The organism is Pseudomonas sp. ASL9 (assembly GCF_056680335.1).
In genome coordinates, this window is record NZ_CM155277.1 from 6,020,359 (window position 1) to 6,036,698 (window position 16,340).

Annotated in this window: 13 protein-coding genes; 4 read left to right on the forward strand and 9 right to left on the reverse strand. The window is 58.8% G+C overall.

The genetic code is table 11. From position 1 onward, the window contains the following. Window positions 1–97: 97 nt before the first annotated feature. On the reverse strand, window positions 98–1,426 hold the full coding sequence (locus AC1ME2_RS27675; RefSeq protein WP_480438425.1) for an MFS transporter: 1,329 nt from the start codon (window positions 1,424–1,426) through the stop codon (window positions 98–100). A 667-nt stretch (window positions 1,427–2,093) separates the two neighbouring features. Here AC1ME2_RS27675 and quiC point away from each other — a divergent pair. After that, a complete protein-coding gene (gene quiC / locus AC1ME2_RS27680) occupies window positions 2,094–4,001 on the forward strand; it encodes a 3-dehydroshikimate dehydratase QuiC (protein WP_480438426.1) in 1,908 nt (635 codons plus the stop codon). A gap of 99 nt (window positions 4,002–4,100) precedes the next feature. Here the strand turns inward: quiC and AC1ME2_RS27685 are convergent, their stop codons facing one another. Then, entirely contained in the window at window positions 4,101–5,810 is a 1,710-nt protein-coding gene (locus AC1ME2_RS27685; protein WP_480438429.1) for an FAD-dependent oxidoreductase, read from the reverse strand. 260 nt (window positions 5,811–6,070) lie between these two features. On the opposite strand from AC1ME2_RS27685, the gene AC1ME2_RS27690 reads away from it, so the two are divergent. The 3 genes from AC1ME2_RS27690 to AC1ME2_RS27700 all read left to right on the forward strand — a co-directional run bounded on the left by AC1ME2_RS27690 (window position 6,071) and on the right by AC1ME2_RS27700 (window position 8,643). Further along, complete coding sequence (locus AC1ME2_RS27690) at window positions 6,071–6,847, forward strand: IclR family transcriptional regulator (protein WP_480438432.1); 777 nt, start codon at window positions 6,071–6,073, stop codon at window positions 6,845–6,847. 216 nt (window positions 6,848–7,063) lie between these two features. Further along, window positions 7,064–7,879: a sugar phosphate isomerase/epimerase family protein gene (locus AC1ME2_RS27695; protein ID WP_480438435.1), complete on the forward strand. Its 816-nt coding sequence runs from the start codon at window positions 7,064–7,066 to the stop codon at window positions 7,877–7,879. 92 nt (window positions 7,880–7,971) lie between these two features. Beyond that, window positions 7,972–8,643, forward strand: a complete 672-nt coding sequence (locus tag AC1ME2_RS27700; protein WP_480438437.1) for a TetR/AcrR family transcriptional regulator — start codon at window positions 7,972–7,974, stop codon at window positions 8,641–8,643. Here AC1ME2_RS27700 and AC1ME2_RS27705 read toward each other — a convergent pair. The 7 genes from AC1ME2_RS27705 to AC1ME2_RS27735 form a co-directional block, all read right to left on the reverse strand. Continuing rightward, window positions 8,585–10,336, reverse strand: a complete 1,752-nt coding sequence (locus AC1ME2_RS27705; protein ID WP_480438439.1) for an FAD-dependent oxidoreductase — start codon at window positions 10,334–10,336, stop codon at window positions 8,585–8,587. The genes AC1ME2_RS27700 and AC1ME2_RS27705 overlap by 59 nt on opposite strands. Window positions 10,337–10,394: 58 nt before the next feature. Continuing rightward, on the reverse strand, window positions 10,395–10,715 hold the full coding sequence (locus AC1ME2_RS27710; RefSeq protein ID WP_480438441.1) for an NIPSNAP family protein: 321 nt from the start codon (window positions 10,713–10,715) through the stop codon (window positions 10,395–10,397). Window positions 10,716–10,717: 2 nt separating this feature from the next. Next, window positions 10,718–12,469 (reverse strand): FAD-dependent oxidoreductase, encoded by a 1,752-nt coding sequence (locus tag AC1ME2_RS27715; protein WP_480438443.1) that lies wholly within the window; start codon window positions 12,467–12,469, stop codon window positions 10,718–10,720. 33 nt (window positions 12,470–12,502) lie between these two features. Next, entirely contained in the window at window positions 12,503–13,312 is an 810-nt protein-coding gene (locus AC1ME2_RS27720) for a shikimate dehydrogenase family protein (protein WP_480438444.1), read from the reverse strand. Between the two features lie 338 nt (window positions 13,313–13,650). Beyond that, entirely contained in the window at window positions 13,651–14,508 is an 858-nt protein-coding gene (locus AC1ME2_RS27725) for a shikimate dehydrogenase (RefSeq protein WP_480438447.1), read from the reverse strand. A 5-nt stretch (window positions 14,509–14,513) separates the two neighbouring features. After that, window positions 14,514–14,954, reverse strand: coding sequence for a type II 3-dehydroquinate dehydratase (gene aroQ / locus AC1ME2_RS27730; RefSeq protein WP_480438449.1), 441 nt, complete (start codon window positions 14,952–14,954; stop codon window positions 14,514–14,516). Window positions 14,955–15,282: 328 nt separating this feature from the next. Next, the gene (locus AC1ME2_RS27735) at window positions 15,283–16,053 is read right to left on the reverse strand and encodes an IclR family transcriptional regulator domain-containing protein (protein WP_480438451.1); all 771 of its coding nucleotides are present in this window, start codon (window positions 16,051–16,053) and stop codon (window positions 15,283–15,285) included. Window positions 16,054–16,340 lie beyond the last annotated feature (287 nt).

Here is a 16,340-nt window from a genome sequence, read left to right on the forward strand (position 1 = left end):
TGCGGGAGTTCAGGATTTTCGAATGTTTTTTTGCGAGTAATGCACCAAAAAAAAGAGGCCTGAATGAAGGCCTCTTTTTTGAATGCTCAAGGGTTGATCAGTCCTTGATAGTTTCGACATTGCGCGGGGCCATGAAGTACATCCAGATCAAGGCGATGAAGTACATCGCAGGGATCATCATGAACAGCACGTTGTAGTTGTTATTCGTAGCGGTCAGCACTGCGCCAACGACCTGGGTCATGAACATCCCGCCAACCGCTGCGCACATGCCACCGAAGCCGAACACGGTACTGATCAGGTGCTTGGGCGTGTAATCCATCACCAGGCTCCAGATATTCGCAGTCCAGGCCTGATGTGCGCCGACGGCCAAGGCGATGGCCAATACTGCGATCCATAATCCGCTGGCGTTGGCGGCGAAAATTACGCTGATAATGGTGACTGCGAATATCAACATCGACAGCAACCGCGACGTAGTAGCGCGCATTCCGCGCCCGATCAGCCAGGAAGACAGGATGCCGCCGCCGATGCTCCCGAAGTCTGCCGTCAACCAGATCAGCATGAGCGGAATACCCATTTGGGTAACGCTGATGCCCAGGTTGTATTGCTGATTGAGAAACGGCGGCAGCCAGTACAGGTAGAACCAGAACACGGGTGCAGTGATCGCATAGGCCAAGGCAAACGCCCAAGTGCCGCGCATACGCAGGATGCGGGAGAACGGTACTTTGACCGGTGCGGGCTCGACGTCCTTGTTGATGTAATCCAGCTCGCTTTGGCGCACGGTTGGATGATCTTCAGGGTTGTAGTACTTCAAGCTCCACAACACCGTCCAGATCAGGCCCAGCAGACCCATGCAGATGAACGCAGCTTGCCAGCCCCACACAGACAGGATGAGCGGAAGGAGGGCAGGGGTCATCATCGCGCCAACGTTGGTCCCGGCATTGAATATTCCGGTCGCTACGGCACGCTCACCGGCAGGGAACCAAAGTCGTGTGGTCTTCACGCATGATGGATAGTTGGCGGCCTCGGTCAGGCCGAGAATGAAACGGCACACCATGAAGCCGACGGCCGAGGTCGCCAAGCCATGAGCGCCTGTGGCGAAACTCCACAGCAACACGGCCAGGAAAAATGCACGCTTGACGCCGACCCGATCAATGAAGCGGCCTTGCAATACAAAGCCGATGGCATAACCGACCTGGAACCAGAAGTTGATGTTGGCGTAATCCATCGCCGTCCAGCTCATCTCTTTGGCGAGAAACGGTTGCATGATGCCCAGGGCGGCGCGGTCGATGTAGTTCAGTGTGGTGGCAAAAAACACCAGAGCGAGCATGCCCCAGCGGGTTTTACCTACAGCCATGGCTCCGCGGATTTTTCCGCCGATACCCGTGTGCGCCACAGCGGCGTGGGAAGTTACTTCTGTATGAAACATGGGTAAGCCATCCGTTCCAAGACTGCGCCGTGAGCGTCAGTCGAACTGAAGATGCAACTCGAATCGAGCGTGAGCCTTGCGCTGTGGGGCCGTGACGAAATCGAAGACTCGATTCTTTGACGCAGGGTCAAGAATGTCGAGGCGACTTATCAGCGGAGCAGGACAAGGAGCCAGCTTTCGAGCGCTGGGTTTAATCAGGCAACAGCGGATCCAGTCCCCGAAAGGTCTGAAGGCAGTCGTCTCCCCAGAGGTTCAGTAATGATGGCGATGGCAGGCAGGAGGCGTTGGTACGAAAGACGTGATGCGCAGGTGAGTGAAGCCGCAAGTGAGTGCATGAGCATTGACCCTATTCTTGAAATTGTTATGAGCTAGCGGGTGACACGACCGCAGACGACTAAAACCCCAAGCTACTGGTTAACGGTGTTTCGGGCTCGTCCTACAATGTGCGGCTAGTGTTGAGCAATGAGCGAAACAGCGTCAATTGGCAAAGGTGGCTTTTGTTCGATAATCGAACACAAAACTAACCAGTTAGTACATGAGGGATTGTCGTGGTAATTTCACAAGCGAATAATTCACCGCAGCACCCACCATGGTCTCGAACAGGCTGATCAATCCGGTGCTTTTACAGTGCGGCCCGCAGAGGTCGCGGTCTTCCAGGAGCTGAAGCATGCAGCGTTCGATTGCCACCGTTTCCTTGAGCGGTACCCTGCCAGAAAAACTGGAAGCCATTGCCGCCGCCGGTTTTGACGGTGTGGAAATATTCGAGAATGATCTTATTTATTACGACGGCAGCCCGCGAAACGTGCGCCAAATGTGCGCCGATCTGGGCATCGCCATCACCTTGTTTCAACCGTTTCGTGACTTCGAAGGCTGCCGTCGTGATCGCTTACAGCGCAACGTCGACCGCGCCGAGCGAAAGTTCGACTTGATGCAGGAATTGGGCACTGACCTTGTTCTGGTGTGCAGTAACACCGCTACGGATTCCGTGGGCGATGAAAATATCCTTCTTGATGACCTGAGCCTGCTTGCCGATCGCGCTGGAGCCCGAAACCTGCGGATTGGCTACGAAGCTCTGGCGTGGGGTCGTCATGTAAACACCTGGCAGCAGGTGTGGAGTCTGGTGCGGCAGATCGATCATCCAGCGCTCGGGGTACTGCTCGACAGCTTTCACACCTTGTCACTCAAGGGTGACCCCAGCGCCATTGCGCAGATTCCCGGCGACAAGATTTTCTTCGTGCAGATGGCCGATGCGCCGCTGTTGGCCATGGATGTTCTTGAATGGAGCCGGCATTTCCGCTGCTTCCCCGGCCAGGGTGAGTTTGATCTGGCAGGCTTCCTCGCGCCAATCCTGCGCAGCGGTTACACCGGCCCGTTGTCGCTGGAAATCTTCAACGATGGCTTTCGCGCAGCACCGCCCCGCGCCAACGCTGCGGACGGCCTGCGCTCGCTGCTGTACCTGGAAGAAAAAACTCGCAAGCTGCTGGAGAAGGACGCCGAGCCCATCAACACCGATATTCTGTTCAACCCGCCGCCTGCGAGCAGCTATAACGGCGTCGAGTTTCTCGAGTTTGCGGTAGACGAAGCTCAGGGGGCGCGGCTGTCCACCTGGCTGGAGAACCTAGGCTTCGCCCGTCTCGGCCAGCACCGCTCCAAAGCGGTAAGCCTGCTGCGTCAGGGTGATATCAAGATCGTGCTTAACGCCGAACCCTATTCCTTCGCTCACAGTTTTTTCGAGGCGCACGGCCCGTCTTTATGCGCCATGGCGTTGCGGGTGGATGACGGCAGTTCTGCGTTGGAACGCGCACGGGTGTTCAGGGGCCAGCCTTATCGTGGCTTAGTCGGCCCCAATGAACGCGAAATTCCCTCCGTGCGTGCGCCGGATGGCAGCCTGATTTACTTGGTGGAGCCGGCTGAGCCGGGCCAGTCGATATACGACAGCGATTTCAAGGTAGATCCGCAAGCGGTTGCCGGTGGGGGGTTGCAGCGTATCGACCACATGGCAATGGCGTTGCCTGCGGACAGCCTCGACAGTTGGGTGCTGTTCTATAAAAGCTTGTTGGATTTCGAGGCCGACGACGAAGTGGTGCTGCCCGACCCCTACGGTCTGGTCAAAAGCCGTGCGTTGCGTAGCCGTTGCAGTACGGTGCGTTTGCCACTGAACATCTCGGAAAACCGTAACACGGCGATTTCCCACGCACTGTCCAGTTACCGCGGCTCAGGGGTGCACCACATCGCATTTTCTTGTGAGGATATTTTTGCTGAAGTTAGCCGCGCCAAGGAGGCTGGCGTGCCGCTGTTGGATATTCCGCTCAATTACTATGACGACTTGGCGGCGCGCTTCGATTTCGACGATGAGTTCCTCAGCGAGCTGGCCTACTTCAACGTGCTCTATGACCGCGACGCCCAAGGTGGCGAGCTGTTTCACGTCTACACCGAGTCATTCGACGACCGTTTCTTCTTCGAGATTCTGCAACGCAAGAATGGTTACGTCGGCTACGGTGCGGCCAACGTTGCAGTGCGTCTCGCGGCGATGGCCAAGTCCCGCACTGGCGCTGCGCGACTGGCCAGGCTTTAGACTTCTATGCCCCGGCCGGGTCCCGTTGCGGGGCAAAGTCCGGGATGACCACCCGCAAGCCGTAACGGGGATGGAGGATCGGTCTGCAAGTCTCCCTCGTCATTGTTCGTAGGTGCTGGCGCCCGCGATATGACGTGCGGCAATGTAGCCAAACGTCATTGCCGGGCCAAGATTGATGCCGCCGGACGGGTAGCAACCGCCCATGATGCTGGCCATGTCGGTGCCTGCAGCGTAAAGGCCAATGATGGGCTGACCGTGGGCATCAAGGACCTGGGCATTACCGTCGGTCTTCAATCCGGCAAAGGTGCCGAAACTGCCGGGTTGCACTTTGACGGCGTAGAACGGGCCTTGTTCAATAGGCGCCACACAGGGGTTACTCCCCGGATAAAGTGGGTCGCCCTGTTTGCGATTGTAGGGCGTTGAGCCGCGGCCGAAAGCGGGATCTTGCCCTTGAACGGCATGCTGGTTGTACACCGCGATGGTATTGACTAAGGCCTGCGGATCAATGCCGCAGGCCACGGCCAGATGCTTGATGCTTTCGGCGCGCTTGAGATAGCCGGAGCGCACCAATGGCCCGACAGGGACTGGCGTGGGACGCGAAAAGCCCAGGCCATAACGACGCTGGAAGCGATGATCGCAAATCAGCCAGGAAGCGACCTCCTGGTCGACAGGTGCTTGCTCGACCATGGCTGCCACGTAGTCATAGTAACCGCCGGCCTCATTGACGAAGCGCTTGCCATTGGACAGCACCCCGATAATGCCGGGCTTGGCGCGGTCGATGATGTGGGGGAAGTGCCCGAAGCTGCCGTTGCGGTAGGGCACTTTGGACACTGGCGCCCACGCCACCGGGGACTTGAGATCGTTGGCCACCTGACCGCCTGCCGACTCGCCGAGGCGCAGCCCATCACCGGAACAGGATTGTGGCGGCAGCGCGAGGTGCTCAAGGCCCGTTGGGGTGCGCGGGAACAGCTCTTTGCGCCGTGCAATGTCATTGGGGAATCCACCCGCGGCAAGAATGACCGCCTTGGCGCGAACGATCACCTCGCCGCTGGCGGTGTTCAGCACTGCACCACGGACCTGACCGTCTTCGATGATCAGTCGCTGCGCCGGTGCGGATTCGAGCAGGCGCACGCCGAGATTTTCTGCTGATTTGGCCAAACGCGCGACCAATGCCACGCCGTTGACCAGATGCATAGCGCGGCCATAGCGCAGAAGGTGATAGAGGTGGCAGCTGAAGCGTTTGACCACATGCAGCGCCGAACGCGGCGAGCGGGTCATGTTGAGGAAGGCGCCGAGGTCGCTACCGGCCATGATCGGCATGCCCATGAACGAGGTTTCGCGCATCGTCTTGCGCAGACGCTGCAACAGCGGACCCACTTCGCGACCGTCATACGGTGCGGCAATCACCTGATGCCCTTGTGTCGCAGCGCCCGGCACATCGCCGTGGATATCGGGGATAGCGTTGCCATCGACAAACTGCAGTGCGGTGTGCTGTTCGAAGAAGGACACCATGTGCGGGCAGGCTTCAAGAAACGCTTCGATTCGCTCGGGCTCATAACGCTCGCCCAATTCGTTGCGCAGGTAAGTCCGGGGTTGTTCAATGTCTTCGACAATCCCGGCGCGCAGGGCCAACGGATTGCGCGGCACCCACATCCAGCCGCCGGACCAGGCCGTGGCGCCACCGAACACCGCTTCCTTTTCCGCCACGACAACCTGTAAACCATGCCAAGCGGCCGTGACGGCGGCGGACAGACCTGCCGCGCCGGAGCCAATAATCAGCACATCGCATTCTTGGGGGGCAGCGGACATCTTGAACTCCTGAGGCGATTTATAACCGGCATGAGAAGAATAAATACCAGTGATTATTTTTATTGGAACGTGGTTCTAGTTTATGAGTATAACGTTCAGGAACCAAGCCAATGTCGGTGCTGAATCGATCGTTTGCCTGGGTGGTCGGAAAAGACTGGTCGATTACCGGTCATTTTGTTTGGCTTCCGGAGTTGGGACTTGCGGTTTCACGAAGCCTCGATTGCCTTTAGAATCCGCGCAACTTCAAAGGGACCACGACCATGGCCGGTAGTCAGATCGAACGCGCATTGAGCCTTCTTGAAAGCCTTGCCCAGGAACCGCACGGGATGCCGATGCAGACCTTGGCTGATAACCTGCAAATCCCCAAAAGCGCCACCCATCGAATGCTGGGTGAGCTTGTTCGTCTCGGTTATGTGCGGCAGAACCCGGAAAACAGCCGTTATCAGTTGTCGACCAAGCTGGTCGCCATGGGCTTTCGCTACCTATCCTGTGCCGGGACGGACATCGTCCAGTCGGTCCTGGATCGACTGGCTCAGGAAAGCAAAGAACTCGTGCGCCTCGGCATCATCAACGACTCCCGCCTAACCTGGATCGTCAAATCCCAGGGCGCACGCTCGGGTCTGCGTTACGACCCTGATATGGGCCGCGACGCACCGCTGTTCTACACGGCGTCTGGGCACGCCTGGCTGGCGCAACTGAGCGACAGCGAGGCGTTGGGAATGGTCGAGCACCAGGGCATCGCTGATCCCGCAGAATTCGGTCCCAACGCGCCGCGCTCGACTGACGACCTGCTCACCTGTCTGCGCCAGGCTCGGGAATACGGCTATGCATGGGTGGAGGAAAGCTCGGCGGTGGGGACTTCGGCGCTCGCCGCCATTGTGCTCAGTCCGGTCGATGGCCGGTGCATTGGGGTCCTGAGCATCGCCGGACCCAGTGCGCGTTTGCCCTTAAGCCGCATCCATGAACTGGCTCCCTTGTTGCTAAGCGCGGCCAGGGAGCTCTCTGCAGCCAGCCAGGCGTCTGAACTGTTCGCCTGACATCGTCCCTGGAGCGCGCTTGCCCGCGATCGGTCGGGGGGTCGCAGGGAAGCCAGCGCCTACGACGATCTCAATCAGGCTCCCTTGGGTCTTACCTCTTGATTAAAAGTAGAACTGAGTTCTAAATATAGGAGTGCGCGATTAAGAAGAGATCACCTGCAGCTCAGCGGGTATCCCAATCCGCGCTCCCTGAACTGATCAATGAGAGTGACAACCATGAGTGAGCAGATCTTTTCCCTTGCGGCCTTGACTGTTCTTGAGCTGTCCCCGCCGGAAACGGTGGAAGTGGCAGCACGCGCGGGATACAGCCATGTCGGCCTGCGCCTGGAGCCGGCAACTCCCGAGGAGCACCATTTTCCGTTGGTGGCCGATGCCGATCTACGGCGGCAGACCCTGCAACGCTTGCAGGACACCGGCATCAAGGTGCTGGATATCGAGATACTGCGCCTCAAACCACTGACCCAGGTCGCGGATTTCGCGGCAATTCTTGATGTCGGTGCCAGGTTTGGCGCCAGCGAATTACTGGTGGCCGGCAACGACCCTGACGAAGCGCGGTTGATTGATAACTTCGCCGCACTGTGCGACCTCGCCAAGCCGTATGGCGTTTACCCGCACTTGGAATTCATGCCGTGGACCGACGCTCGTGACCTGACGCAGGCGCTGCGTATCGTCAAGCAGGCAGGGCGCAGTAACGGTTGTGTGTTGGTCGATGCTTTTCACTTCAATCGTTCAGGTTCGTCGCTGGAGGAGCTGGCTGCAATAGATCCGGCCCGCATGCGTTACGCGCAGCTGTGTGACGTGGCGGGTCCACGCCCGAACGACATGGACGAGATACTCCGTCAGGCGCGCAACGAACGGCGTTTTCCCGGCGACGGCGATTGTGATTTGATCGGCCTGCTGCGGGCGCTGCCGGCAAATATTCCGCTGAGTCTGGAAATTCCCACGCGCCAGTTGATGGAGCAGGGTGTGAGCGCGCTTGAACGGGCGCAATGGGCATTGGACAAAACACGTCAGGTTTTGCTTCAGCGTTGATTCCCGAATCCCGCGATACGCTGGGCTGAGACTTCCTTCCGGAAGGCGCTCAGCCCATAATCGGGCGATTCCAACGTGGTCGTGAGCCCAGAATGACGAAATTCGCAGATCCCCGTACAGCTGGACCTCTCGATGCACTGCACAAGGGCCGCAAAAACAACCCGGAACAAACCCGTAAGGACATCCTCCAGGCGGCCATTGTCGAATTCGTCAGCCAAGGCTTGTCCGGTGCGCGGGTCGACGCCATCGCCGAACGCACGAAAACCTCGAAGCGCATGATCTATTACTATTTCGGCAGCAAGGAACAGCTCTATGTCGAAGTCCTGGAGAAACTCTACGGCGACATTAGGCGGACTGAAAGTCAGCTGCACCTGGCCGAGCTGGAGCCACAGCAAGCCATCCGGCGCCTGGTGGAATTCACGTTCGACCACCATGACCGCAATGTCGATTTTGTACGCATCGTCAGCATCGAAAACATCCACAACGGTGCCAACGTCAAGCAGTCCTCGGTGATCCGCTCGATGAGCCACAACGTCCTTACGGCGCTTGAGGAGACGTTACTTCGCGGTGAAGCCCAAGGTGTTTTTCGTCAGGGTTTGGAGGCAATCGATGTGCATCTGCTGATGACTTCTTTCTGTTTCTATCGGGTATCCAACAGGCATACCTTCGGTGAGATTTTCCAGATCGATCTCTCTGACGAACAGGTCAAGCATCGGCACAAGGCGATGATTTGCGAGGCGGTGCTGCACTACTTGCAAGCCTGACAGTGTCTGCGGCCAGCGCCAGGCCTGCGAGATAGCCGAACGTCATGCCAGGCCCGAGGGTGATGCCGCCGCTGGGGTAATGGCCGGCCATTATGCTGTTCATATCATTGCCCACGGCATACAGCCCTTTGATTGGCGTGTCCTGGTCGTCCAGCACGCGCGCCTCGGAATCGGTGTGTAAACCGGCAAAAGTGCCCAAGCTGCCCGGTATCAATTTCACCGCATAAAAGGGTCCTTGCTCCAGCGCACCCAACGATGGGTTAGGGCTGTGCCGGGCATCACCCTGGCTACGGTTGTAAGGAGAAGCACCACGGTTGAACTGCAAGTCTTCGCCGCGTGCAGCGTACTGGTTGAACGCCTCGACCGTAGCTTGCAGCGGTTCGGCGTCGATCCCACAACGTGCGGCCAGTTCGGCCAAGGTGCGACCCTGGTACAGGTAGCCCTTGTTCACGTAATACCGTGTTGAGAACGGAAACGGCTTGGCCCAACCAATGCCGTAGCGCCGCTGCGCCCGATAATCGCAAATCAGCCAGGCCTCGGCTGCTTCGCCGGTAGGGGTCGCCTGGAACAGGGCGTTCATGAAATCGTGATAGCAGTCGGCTTCGTTGCTGAAACGCTGACCGTTCTTGCGCACGGCAATAAAGCCTGGCTTGGCCCGATCCAGCAGATGCGGGAAGTTTCCAAGGCTGCCGTCCCTGCGGGGTACTTGAGAAACTGGCGCCCAGGCTCCGGCATGGGCCAAGTTGGTTGCGATCCTCCCGCCAACCTGTTCGCCCAGGCGCAGACCATCGCCGCTGTTGCTTGATGGCGCGGCGGAATGATGTTCGGTGCCGCCCGGTGCATGGGCGATCAGTTGCGTGATGCGCTGAGCATCATGCGGGAAACCGCCGCACGCCAGGACCACGCCGCGACGGGTATGAATTTCCACTGGATTGCCAGCCTGCAGCACGACAGCACCGATAACCCTGTCGTCGTTGCTGAGCAAGCGCGACACGGGGCTGTCGATGAGCAGTTCAACATTGCGGTCCAGGGCACTGCGCAGCAGGCGCGCAACCAAGGCGTTGCCGTTGACCAATTGCAGGCCACGTCGGTGCAGAATCAGATCGCGAGCATGCCGCAACAGACGCTTGCCTACATACCAGGTCGAACGTGGAGAACGGCTGGCATTGAAAAAGTGTGCCATGTCCGCGCCACCAGCGATGCCCAAGCCCGCCAGACTGACGATATCCAGTGGCGGGCGCAGTTTGTTGACCCAGTCGCCGAGTCGACGGCCATCAAAGGGCAGTGCACAGAGCGAGCGTCCGCCGCGTGCGGCACCGACAGATTCGTGCATGTCCGGCAGGGTGCTGCCGGAGTAGAACTGCACGGCAGTGTTCTGCTGGAAAAACGCGACCATTTGGGGTCCCTGTTGCAGATAGACGCGTTGACGCTCGTCCAGGGTGTTGGTGTGCAGTTGTTCGCGCAGATAACGCTCAGGTGCGTCGTCGTGCTCAATGTTGCCTTCGGCTATTGCCAGTGGATTACGCGGAACCCATAGCCAGCCGCCGGACCAGGCGCTGGTACCGCCGAGCAGACTTTCCTTCTCCACGACGATCACCTTCAGCCCATGCTGAGCAGCGGTCACCGCAGCGGCCAAGCCGGAGGCCCCGGAGCCGACCACCAAAACATCGCAAGAAATTGTCTCGTGATTCATGCAGGTATTCCGCAGACGTTGATAAGCGCGGCGGCCAGAAACCGCCGCATGGCGTGACCTATTGCAGCGGCGAGAAACCTGTCGGACGCAGTAGGCTCGACTCCAGGCGGACGACTGCGTCGAGTTCCTTGTTCTTGCGACCGAATTCCGCCCAGCGCGGGTCTGCAGCCATGGTGCCGCGTCGGGTGATGCGGTCATCCAGGCTTTCATAGGCCCAGATATGTACCACTTGGTTGGCTTCGCCAAACTCGGTGGTGAAGAAGCCCACCAGATTGCCCAGATGCTCGGTCTGCACAGCCAGGGCATCGCTCTGGTAGAGGGCCAGCCAGGCAGCCAGTTTGGTCGGTTTGATGGTGTAAGTGCGCAGTTCGTAATACACGTTTAATGCTCCACGGTGGTTTTAAGAGGGGCCGTCAGCTTCAGGCGTTGAGCTATGTGGCTGGCGGCGATGTAGCCGAATGTCAGGCCAGGGCCGATGGTGATGCCGGGGCCGGGGTAGGTGCCGTCCATCAACGAGTTCATGTCATTGCCCGCGGCATACAGCCCTGGAATCGGTGCACCGCTGCGGTCCAGAACGTTGGCGTTACGGTCAGTTACCAGGCCGCGTGCGGAGCCGAGATCGCCGGTGTGCAACTGGACGGCGTACCAAGGGGCTTTGCTCAATGGCGCCAGGCACGGATTGGGCAGGTGATCCGGGTCACCCATGTAGCGGTTGTAGCTGTTGCTGCCCTTGGCAAACGCTTGGTCGACACCTTCTCGGGCGTCGGCGTTGTAGCGTGCCAGGGTTTGGCCCAATGCCTGTGGGTCGACGCCAATGGCACGGGCCAATTGCTCTGCGCTGTCGGCACGGTGCAGATAGCCGGCGTTGACCAGTGCCGAGTTGTCGACCGGACTCGGTCGCGCCAGGCCCATGCCGTATCGACTCAATGCCTCGCTGTCACAGATCAACCAACAAGGGGTGCTGCCGGTGGCGAACATAGCTTGAACAAAATGATGGTAGGAGTTGGCTTCATTGACGAAGCGCTGGCCCGCCTGATTTACGGCGATCACGCCTGGCTTGGCGCGGTCGGTCACCAAGTGCGGAAAACGCTCGCGCTCGCCGTTCTTGTGTGTCAGTTCCGAGACCGGCGCCCAGAAAAAGTTGGCTGCCATGTTGTGTCCGAACGCGGCATTGACCGTTTCGCCCAAGCGTATGCCATCGCCGCTGTTACTCGACGGCGACATGCTCAGGTGCGGGCTGCCGGTGTCCGGGCGAAAGTTGGCGGCAAGCTTCCCGGCAGCAAAACCGCCCATGGCGCAAATCACGCCGCCGCGCGCGAGCACTCGTTGCTGCACGCCGTTGCGGGTCACCAGAACACCGGTGACAGTGCCATTTTCAACGATCAGTGAGTCGGTATTGCTGCTCAGCCACAGCGCCACGCCCTTGGCAAATGCCGTGGTGGCCAGACGAGCGATCAAGGCATTGCCGACGGTCAACCGCGTACCGCGATGATGACGGAGGCGATCAATGCCGTAGCGGGCCATTAACTTGAGGCAATGCCAGAGTGACGCTGGCGAGCGCTTGAAACTGAGGAAGTGCTGGATGTCAGCACGGTTGACCATCATGCCGCCGAACAGCAGCATCCCCGCGGGTGGCATCTTCAGCGTCTTGAAATGTTCGCCAAGGGAGCGCCCGTCGTACTCGACCATTTCCAGCGCCCGGCCGCGGTCAGTGCCACCTTGCTCGTCCGGGTAATAGTCGGGCGACAGCGGGCGTATGGCGTAGGCCAGTTCAGTATGCTTTTCGAGCCAGCGCAGTGCTTCATGCCCGCGCTCGATGTATGTGTCCACCAGCTCGGCGTTGTAGCCAGCACCGATGGTCTGCTTCAGGTAGGTACGCATGGCCTCGGCACTGTCATCGAAGCCCGCAGCCTTTGCCTGATCAGTGCCGTAGACCCACACGGCACCCCCGGAAATCGCCGAGGTGCCGCCGAAGGTCTCAGCTTTTTCGATCAGCAGAACCTTGAGCCCATCGCATGCAGCCGTGGTGGCGGCGGCAAAACCGGCGGCACCGCTGCCCAGCACGATGACGTCATAGTGATGAGTCGCAACCTGCAGCGCGGCGGTCGTTGGCGGTTGGGTAAAACTGTTCATGCTGCAAACCTCTTATAGGAATGGTGCTGCGGATCAGATCTGCAGGGGGGTCACACCCATAAAGTGGCCGAGGTTGCCGAGCTGGGCATATGCCATTTCAGGGCCCGTCTGGATCGGACATTGACGGTCACGCGCAAAGGCCAGCAGCGGTGTGATTTCCGGCGAGGTCACGACATCCGCGACCAGGGTTCCGGCCTTCAGGCTGTTCAGCAGGTCAGTCGACAGAGGCAGCTCGCCGCTGCCGCCCATGCCAACCGGCGAGGCGTTGACCACCAGCTCGAAACTGTCCAGCGAGTCGAATTCGGAACTGATGGCGATAGACGGGAAGGCGTTACGCAGCAGATCGACCAGGGCCAGGGCGCGTTCGGCGCTGACGTCGGTGATCGTCAGTTGGCTGACCCCCGCCTGGCACAGCGAATAAGCAATCGCGCTACCGACGCCGCCGGAACCGACCACCAGGGCGCTTTTGCCTTCGGCTTGAAATTGGTGCTGGCGAGCCGCATTTAGGAAACCCTCGCCATCGACGTTATCGCCGAGCAAGCGGCCATCGGGCTCACGACGGATGACATTGACCGAGCGCAATGCAAGAGCCCGTTCACTGACTTCGTCCAGACGTGTCGCGAGCAGTTGCTTGTAAGGCACAGTGACCACGCAGCCGCGCAGATTTTGCCAGCCACGCAGGCTGTCAACGAACGCATCCAAGGCCTGTTCGCGCATGTCGATGGCAATCATCGCCAGGTTCAGCTCATGCCTGGCGAACCAGGTATTAAAGTTTTCCGGGGACTTAACCTGCGAAATGGGCGAACCCACAATTGCCACCAGTTGCGTAGCTCCACCAATCATGCTGATCTCCAAATTGTTGGTGTTGTTGTGGGGCTAAGCGTGCGGGCAGGGGGCAAGACGGACAAGGTGTTTGCGGGCGGATATGGTTGTTTATCGCTTCATTGACGCGATAATCGCATTAAACAGGCAAAATTTTGAGTAGCTCGCTTGAGGTCAGCGAGTTATCGATGTCGGGCAAGAGAGGCGTTTTGAAAGGCTGGCGTAGTGTGCATGCAACGTTAGGCGCGCAAGAACTGCGAGGGCGGGGATTGGAAGGAAGAGGGGAAGGGAGCGTTTCAATCGACGCTGATTGAAACAGGTCGAGCCGAGATGGAAAGCACCGCCTCGGCTCGTTGGGCTCAGCTGTTCATGCTGTGAAAGTGCGCCTGCATGCGCTCGGCGTTGGCGGGGCAATCACTGAACAGTTCAAAGGCCTTGACCGCCTGGAACACCGCCATGGTGCCGCCATCCAGCGTGCGGCAACCCAAGGCGCGAGCATGCTTGAGCAGCTCGGTTTCGAGGGGGAAATAGATGATCTCGGCCACCCACAACTCGGCGTGCAGAAGCGCCACTGGCAGTGGCGTGCCCGGCAGTTTTGCCATGCCCACCGGGGTGGTATTGACCAAACCATCAGCCGCCGCGACCGCAGCGGGCAGATCCAGCCCGACAATCGCACGCCCATGGCCGAAGTGAGCATTGAGGTTATCCACCAGACCCTGAGCGCGACTCGGATCGACTTCAAACACCGTCAGTTGCTCGACCCCCTCAGAAAGCAACGCATGCGCCACTGCCGCACCTGCGCCACCGGCCCCCATCTGTACCACACGGTGACGTGCAGCCTGGGCAAGACCCTGGCGAAAACCTTCGGCAAACCCAAGGCAATCGGTGTTGTGGCCGATGCGCTTGCCATCCTTGAGCACTACCGTGTTGACCGCGCCAATGCCGCGAGCCTCGTCAGAAAGCTCATCGAGCAATGGGAGGATGGCCTGCTTGCAGGGATACGTGATGTTGAGGCCGGTGTAACTCATCTGTTCGGCACTCTTGAGCAGTTCGGGCAAGGCGTTGATGTCCAGTTTCAGGGCATCGAGATCGATCAGCCGATACAAATAACGAATGCCTTGGGCATCACCTTCATGCTCGTGCATGGCAGGTGTGCGCGAGGCCTTGATACCGGCACCGATTAGGCCCGCTAGTACGGATTTTTTGTTCTGGTTCATGGTGATCAGGCTTTCAATAAGTGGGCGAAATGTTCGAGGGCGAGGTGGTAGCCGTTGGTGCCCATCCCGCAAATCACGCCGACAGCAACTGCCGACACAAATGAGTGATGGCGGAATTCTTCACGCTTGTGCACGTTGGACAGGTGCACTTCGATCACCGGTAACTCCGCTGCGGACAAGGCGTCACGGATGGCTACTGAGGTATGGGTCCAGGCCGCCGGGTTGATTAGGATGCCAGCACAGCGACCGCGTGCTTGGTGAATCCAGTCGATGAGTTCACCTTCATGATTGGTTTGCCGGAATTCGATTTGCAAGTCGTGCAATGCGCCAGTGCGTTCACACAGATCAGCGACATCGGCCAGGGTTTCGTAGCCGTAGGTGGCCGGTTCGCGAGTGCCAAGCATGTTCAGATTGGGGCCGTTGAGCACCAGAATTGTATGAGTCATTACAATGACCTCCATTGTTTTTTCGAGCATCGGCAGAGGTAGCCAATCATAGGATGTGAAAATGTACCAGATGGTTAATTTCGTCAACGACCTGCAAGACTGCCTTGAGCGCAAACCAGGGTCATAAATGTATGAGGGCGTAGGGGAGTTGGCTGCAAAGCCTTGAGGACAGAGGTGTTTGGCAGAGTTATTCGGTGTAAGAGAGAGGTTTAATCCATGGAAATTTTGTTCGGTTATCGCCCGCTTTCCCCAACATTGCGCTGCTGGGAAGCTGTGGCTGGATGAAAACCTGCAACTTGATGGAATCAAGAACAGGTTCTTGGCTGTGTCAATCCAGTACCGGTTTGAGCAAAGCTTGCGCTTCGTAAAGAGGCGTGAGATAGCGCCCGCGCATTCCCTCGGCATTCATGCGTGACGAGTGGGTGGTAACCGCCAAGGTGGCCTTGAGCTGACCCGCGCGATTGAGCAGTGGAACACCCAGTACCAGCATTCCCGGCTCGAACTCCTGATCAACACAGGAAAATCCCTGGAGGGCCACTTGCCGTAACTCGGCTCGTAATGTGTCGATATCCACGCAGGTATAGGGCGTCAGCTGCTGCAAGGGAACACGGGTGAAGTAGGCGTCTAGCTCGGTTTCACTCAGCGTAGCCAGCCAGAGGCGACCGCTGGCGGTGCAATACATAGGCACCCGCGAACCCGGGCGGATAGACAGCGAGGTGATGTGGCTGTAGCGACTACGGACGATATGCACGACCTCGTCGCCGTCGCGCGTGCCGACGGACACATGCTCCTGGGTGGTGCGCGCCACTTGCTCGACAATGGGCCGGAGCATGCGCGGCATCTGCGCCGAGTCGACGTACGCCTGGCCGATGCGCAGGGCTTTTGCGGTTAGCCAGTAATGTCGGCCATCGGTCTCGGCAAATTCGTCGTGGACCAACGTCAGCAGAAAGCGCCGCACAGCGCTTGATGTCATCCCGGACAATTTGGCCGCTTGCGGCACGCTCAAACGGGGTTGATCAGCGCTGAACAATTGCATCAGGGCCAAGCCTTTTTGCAGACCGACGATCAGGTCACGCTGATGAATAATTGGCTGGGTCATGACAAGGACTTCCGTTGATTTGCCGCAAAGGGGCGATTATCGCAGCGTCAGCGGGATGCGTCAGATATAAAGCCAGCCCGCGAGACGTCGCGGTGGTTTGGTGTTCTCAAATGAACATTATGATTGGCGCACGTTCTAGGGATTCTCGAACACTCAGGACACTAGGCAAGCGATAACCTCCAAGGTTGTCACAGCCTCTACGCTCCAATCCTTCACAGCGTTTCAGCTACTTAAGCTCTGAGCCTCGAGCAAGAAGACTTGAGTTGCCGGTGGAAGTGGCGCGGGTG

Excerpts from the sequence above, each read along its gene's own strand:
- AC1ME2_RS27675 (WP_480438425.1), bottom strand. The coding sequence starts at position 1,426 with ATGTTTCATACAGAAGTAACTTCCCACGCCGCTGTGGCGCACACGGGT.
- quiC (WP_480438426.1), top strand. The coding sequence starts at position 2,094 with ATGCAGCGTTCGATTGCCACCGTTTCCTTGAGCGGTACCCTGCCAGAA.
- AC1ME2_RS27685 (WP_480438429.1), bottom strand. The coding sequence starts at position 5,810 with ATGTCCGCTGCCCCCCAAGAATGCGATGTGCTGATTATTGGCTCCGGC.
- AC1ME2_RS27690 (WP_480438432.1), top strand. The coding sequence starts at position 6,071 with ATGGCCGGTAGTCAGATCGAACGCGCATTGAGCCTTCTTGAAAGCCTT.
- AC1ME2_RS27695 (WP_480438435.1), top strand. The coding sequence starts at position 7,064 with ATGAGTGAGCAGATCTTTTCCCTTGCGGCCTTGACTGTTCTTGAGCTG.
- AC1ME2_RS27700 (WP_480438437.1), top strand. The coding sequence starts at position 7,972 with ATGACGAAATTCGCAGATCCCCGTACAGCTGGACCTCTCGATGCACTG.
- AC1ME2_RS27705 (WP_480438439.1), bottom strand. The coding sequence starts at position 10,336 with ATGAATCACGAGACAATTTCTTGCGATGTTTTGGTGGTCGGCTCCGGG.
- AC1ME2_RS27715 (WP_480438443.1), bottom strand. The coding sequence starts at position 12,469 with ATGAACAGTTTTACCCAACCGCCAACGACCGCCGCGCTGCAGGTTGCG.
- AC1ME2_RS27720 (WP_480438444.1), bottom strand. The coding sequence starts at position 13,312 with ATGATTGGTGGAGCTACGCAACTGGTGGCAATTGTGGGTTCGCCCATT.
- AC1ME2_RS27725 (WP_480438447.1), bottom strand. The coding sequence starts at position 14,508 with ATGAACCAGAACAAAAAATCCGTACTAGCGGGCCTAATCGGTGCCGGT.
- aroQ (WP_480438449.1), bottom strand. The coding sequence starts at position 14,954 with ATGACTCATACAATTCTGGTGCTCAACGGCCCCAATCTGAACATGCTT.
- AC1ME2_RS27735 (WP_480438451.1), bottom strand. The coding sequence starts at position 16,053 with ATGACCCAGCCAATTATTCATCAGCGTGACCTGATCGTCGGTCTGCAA.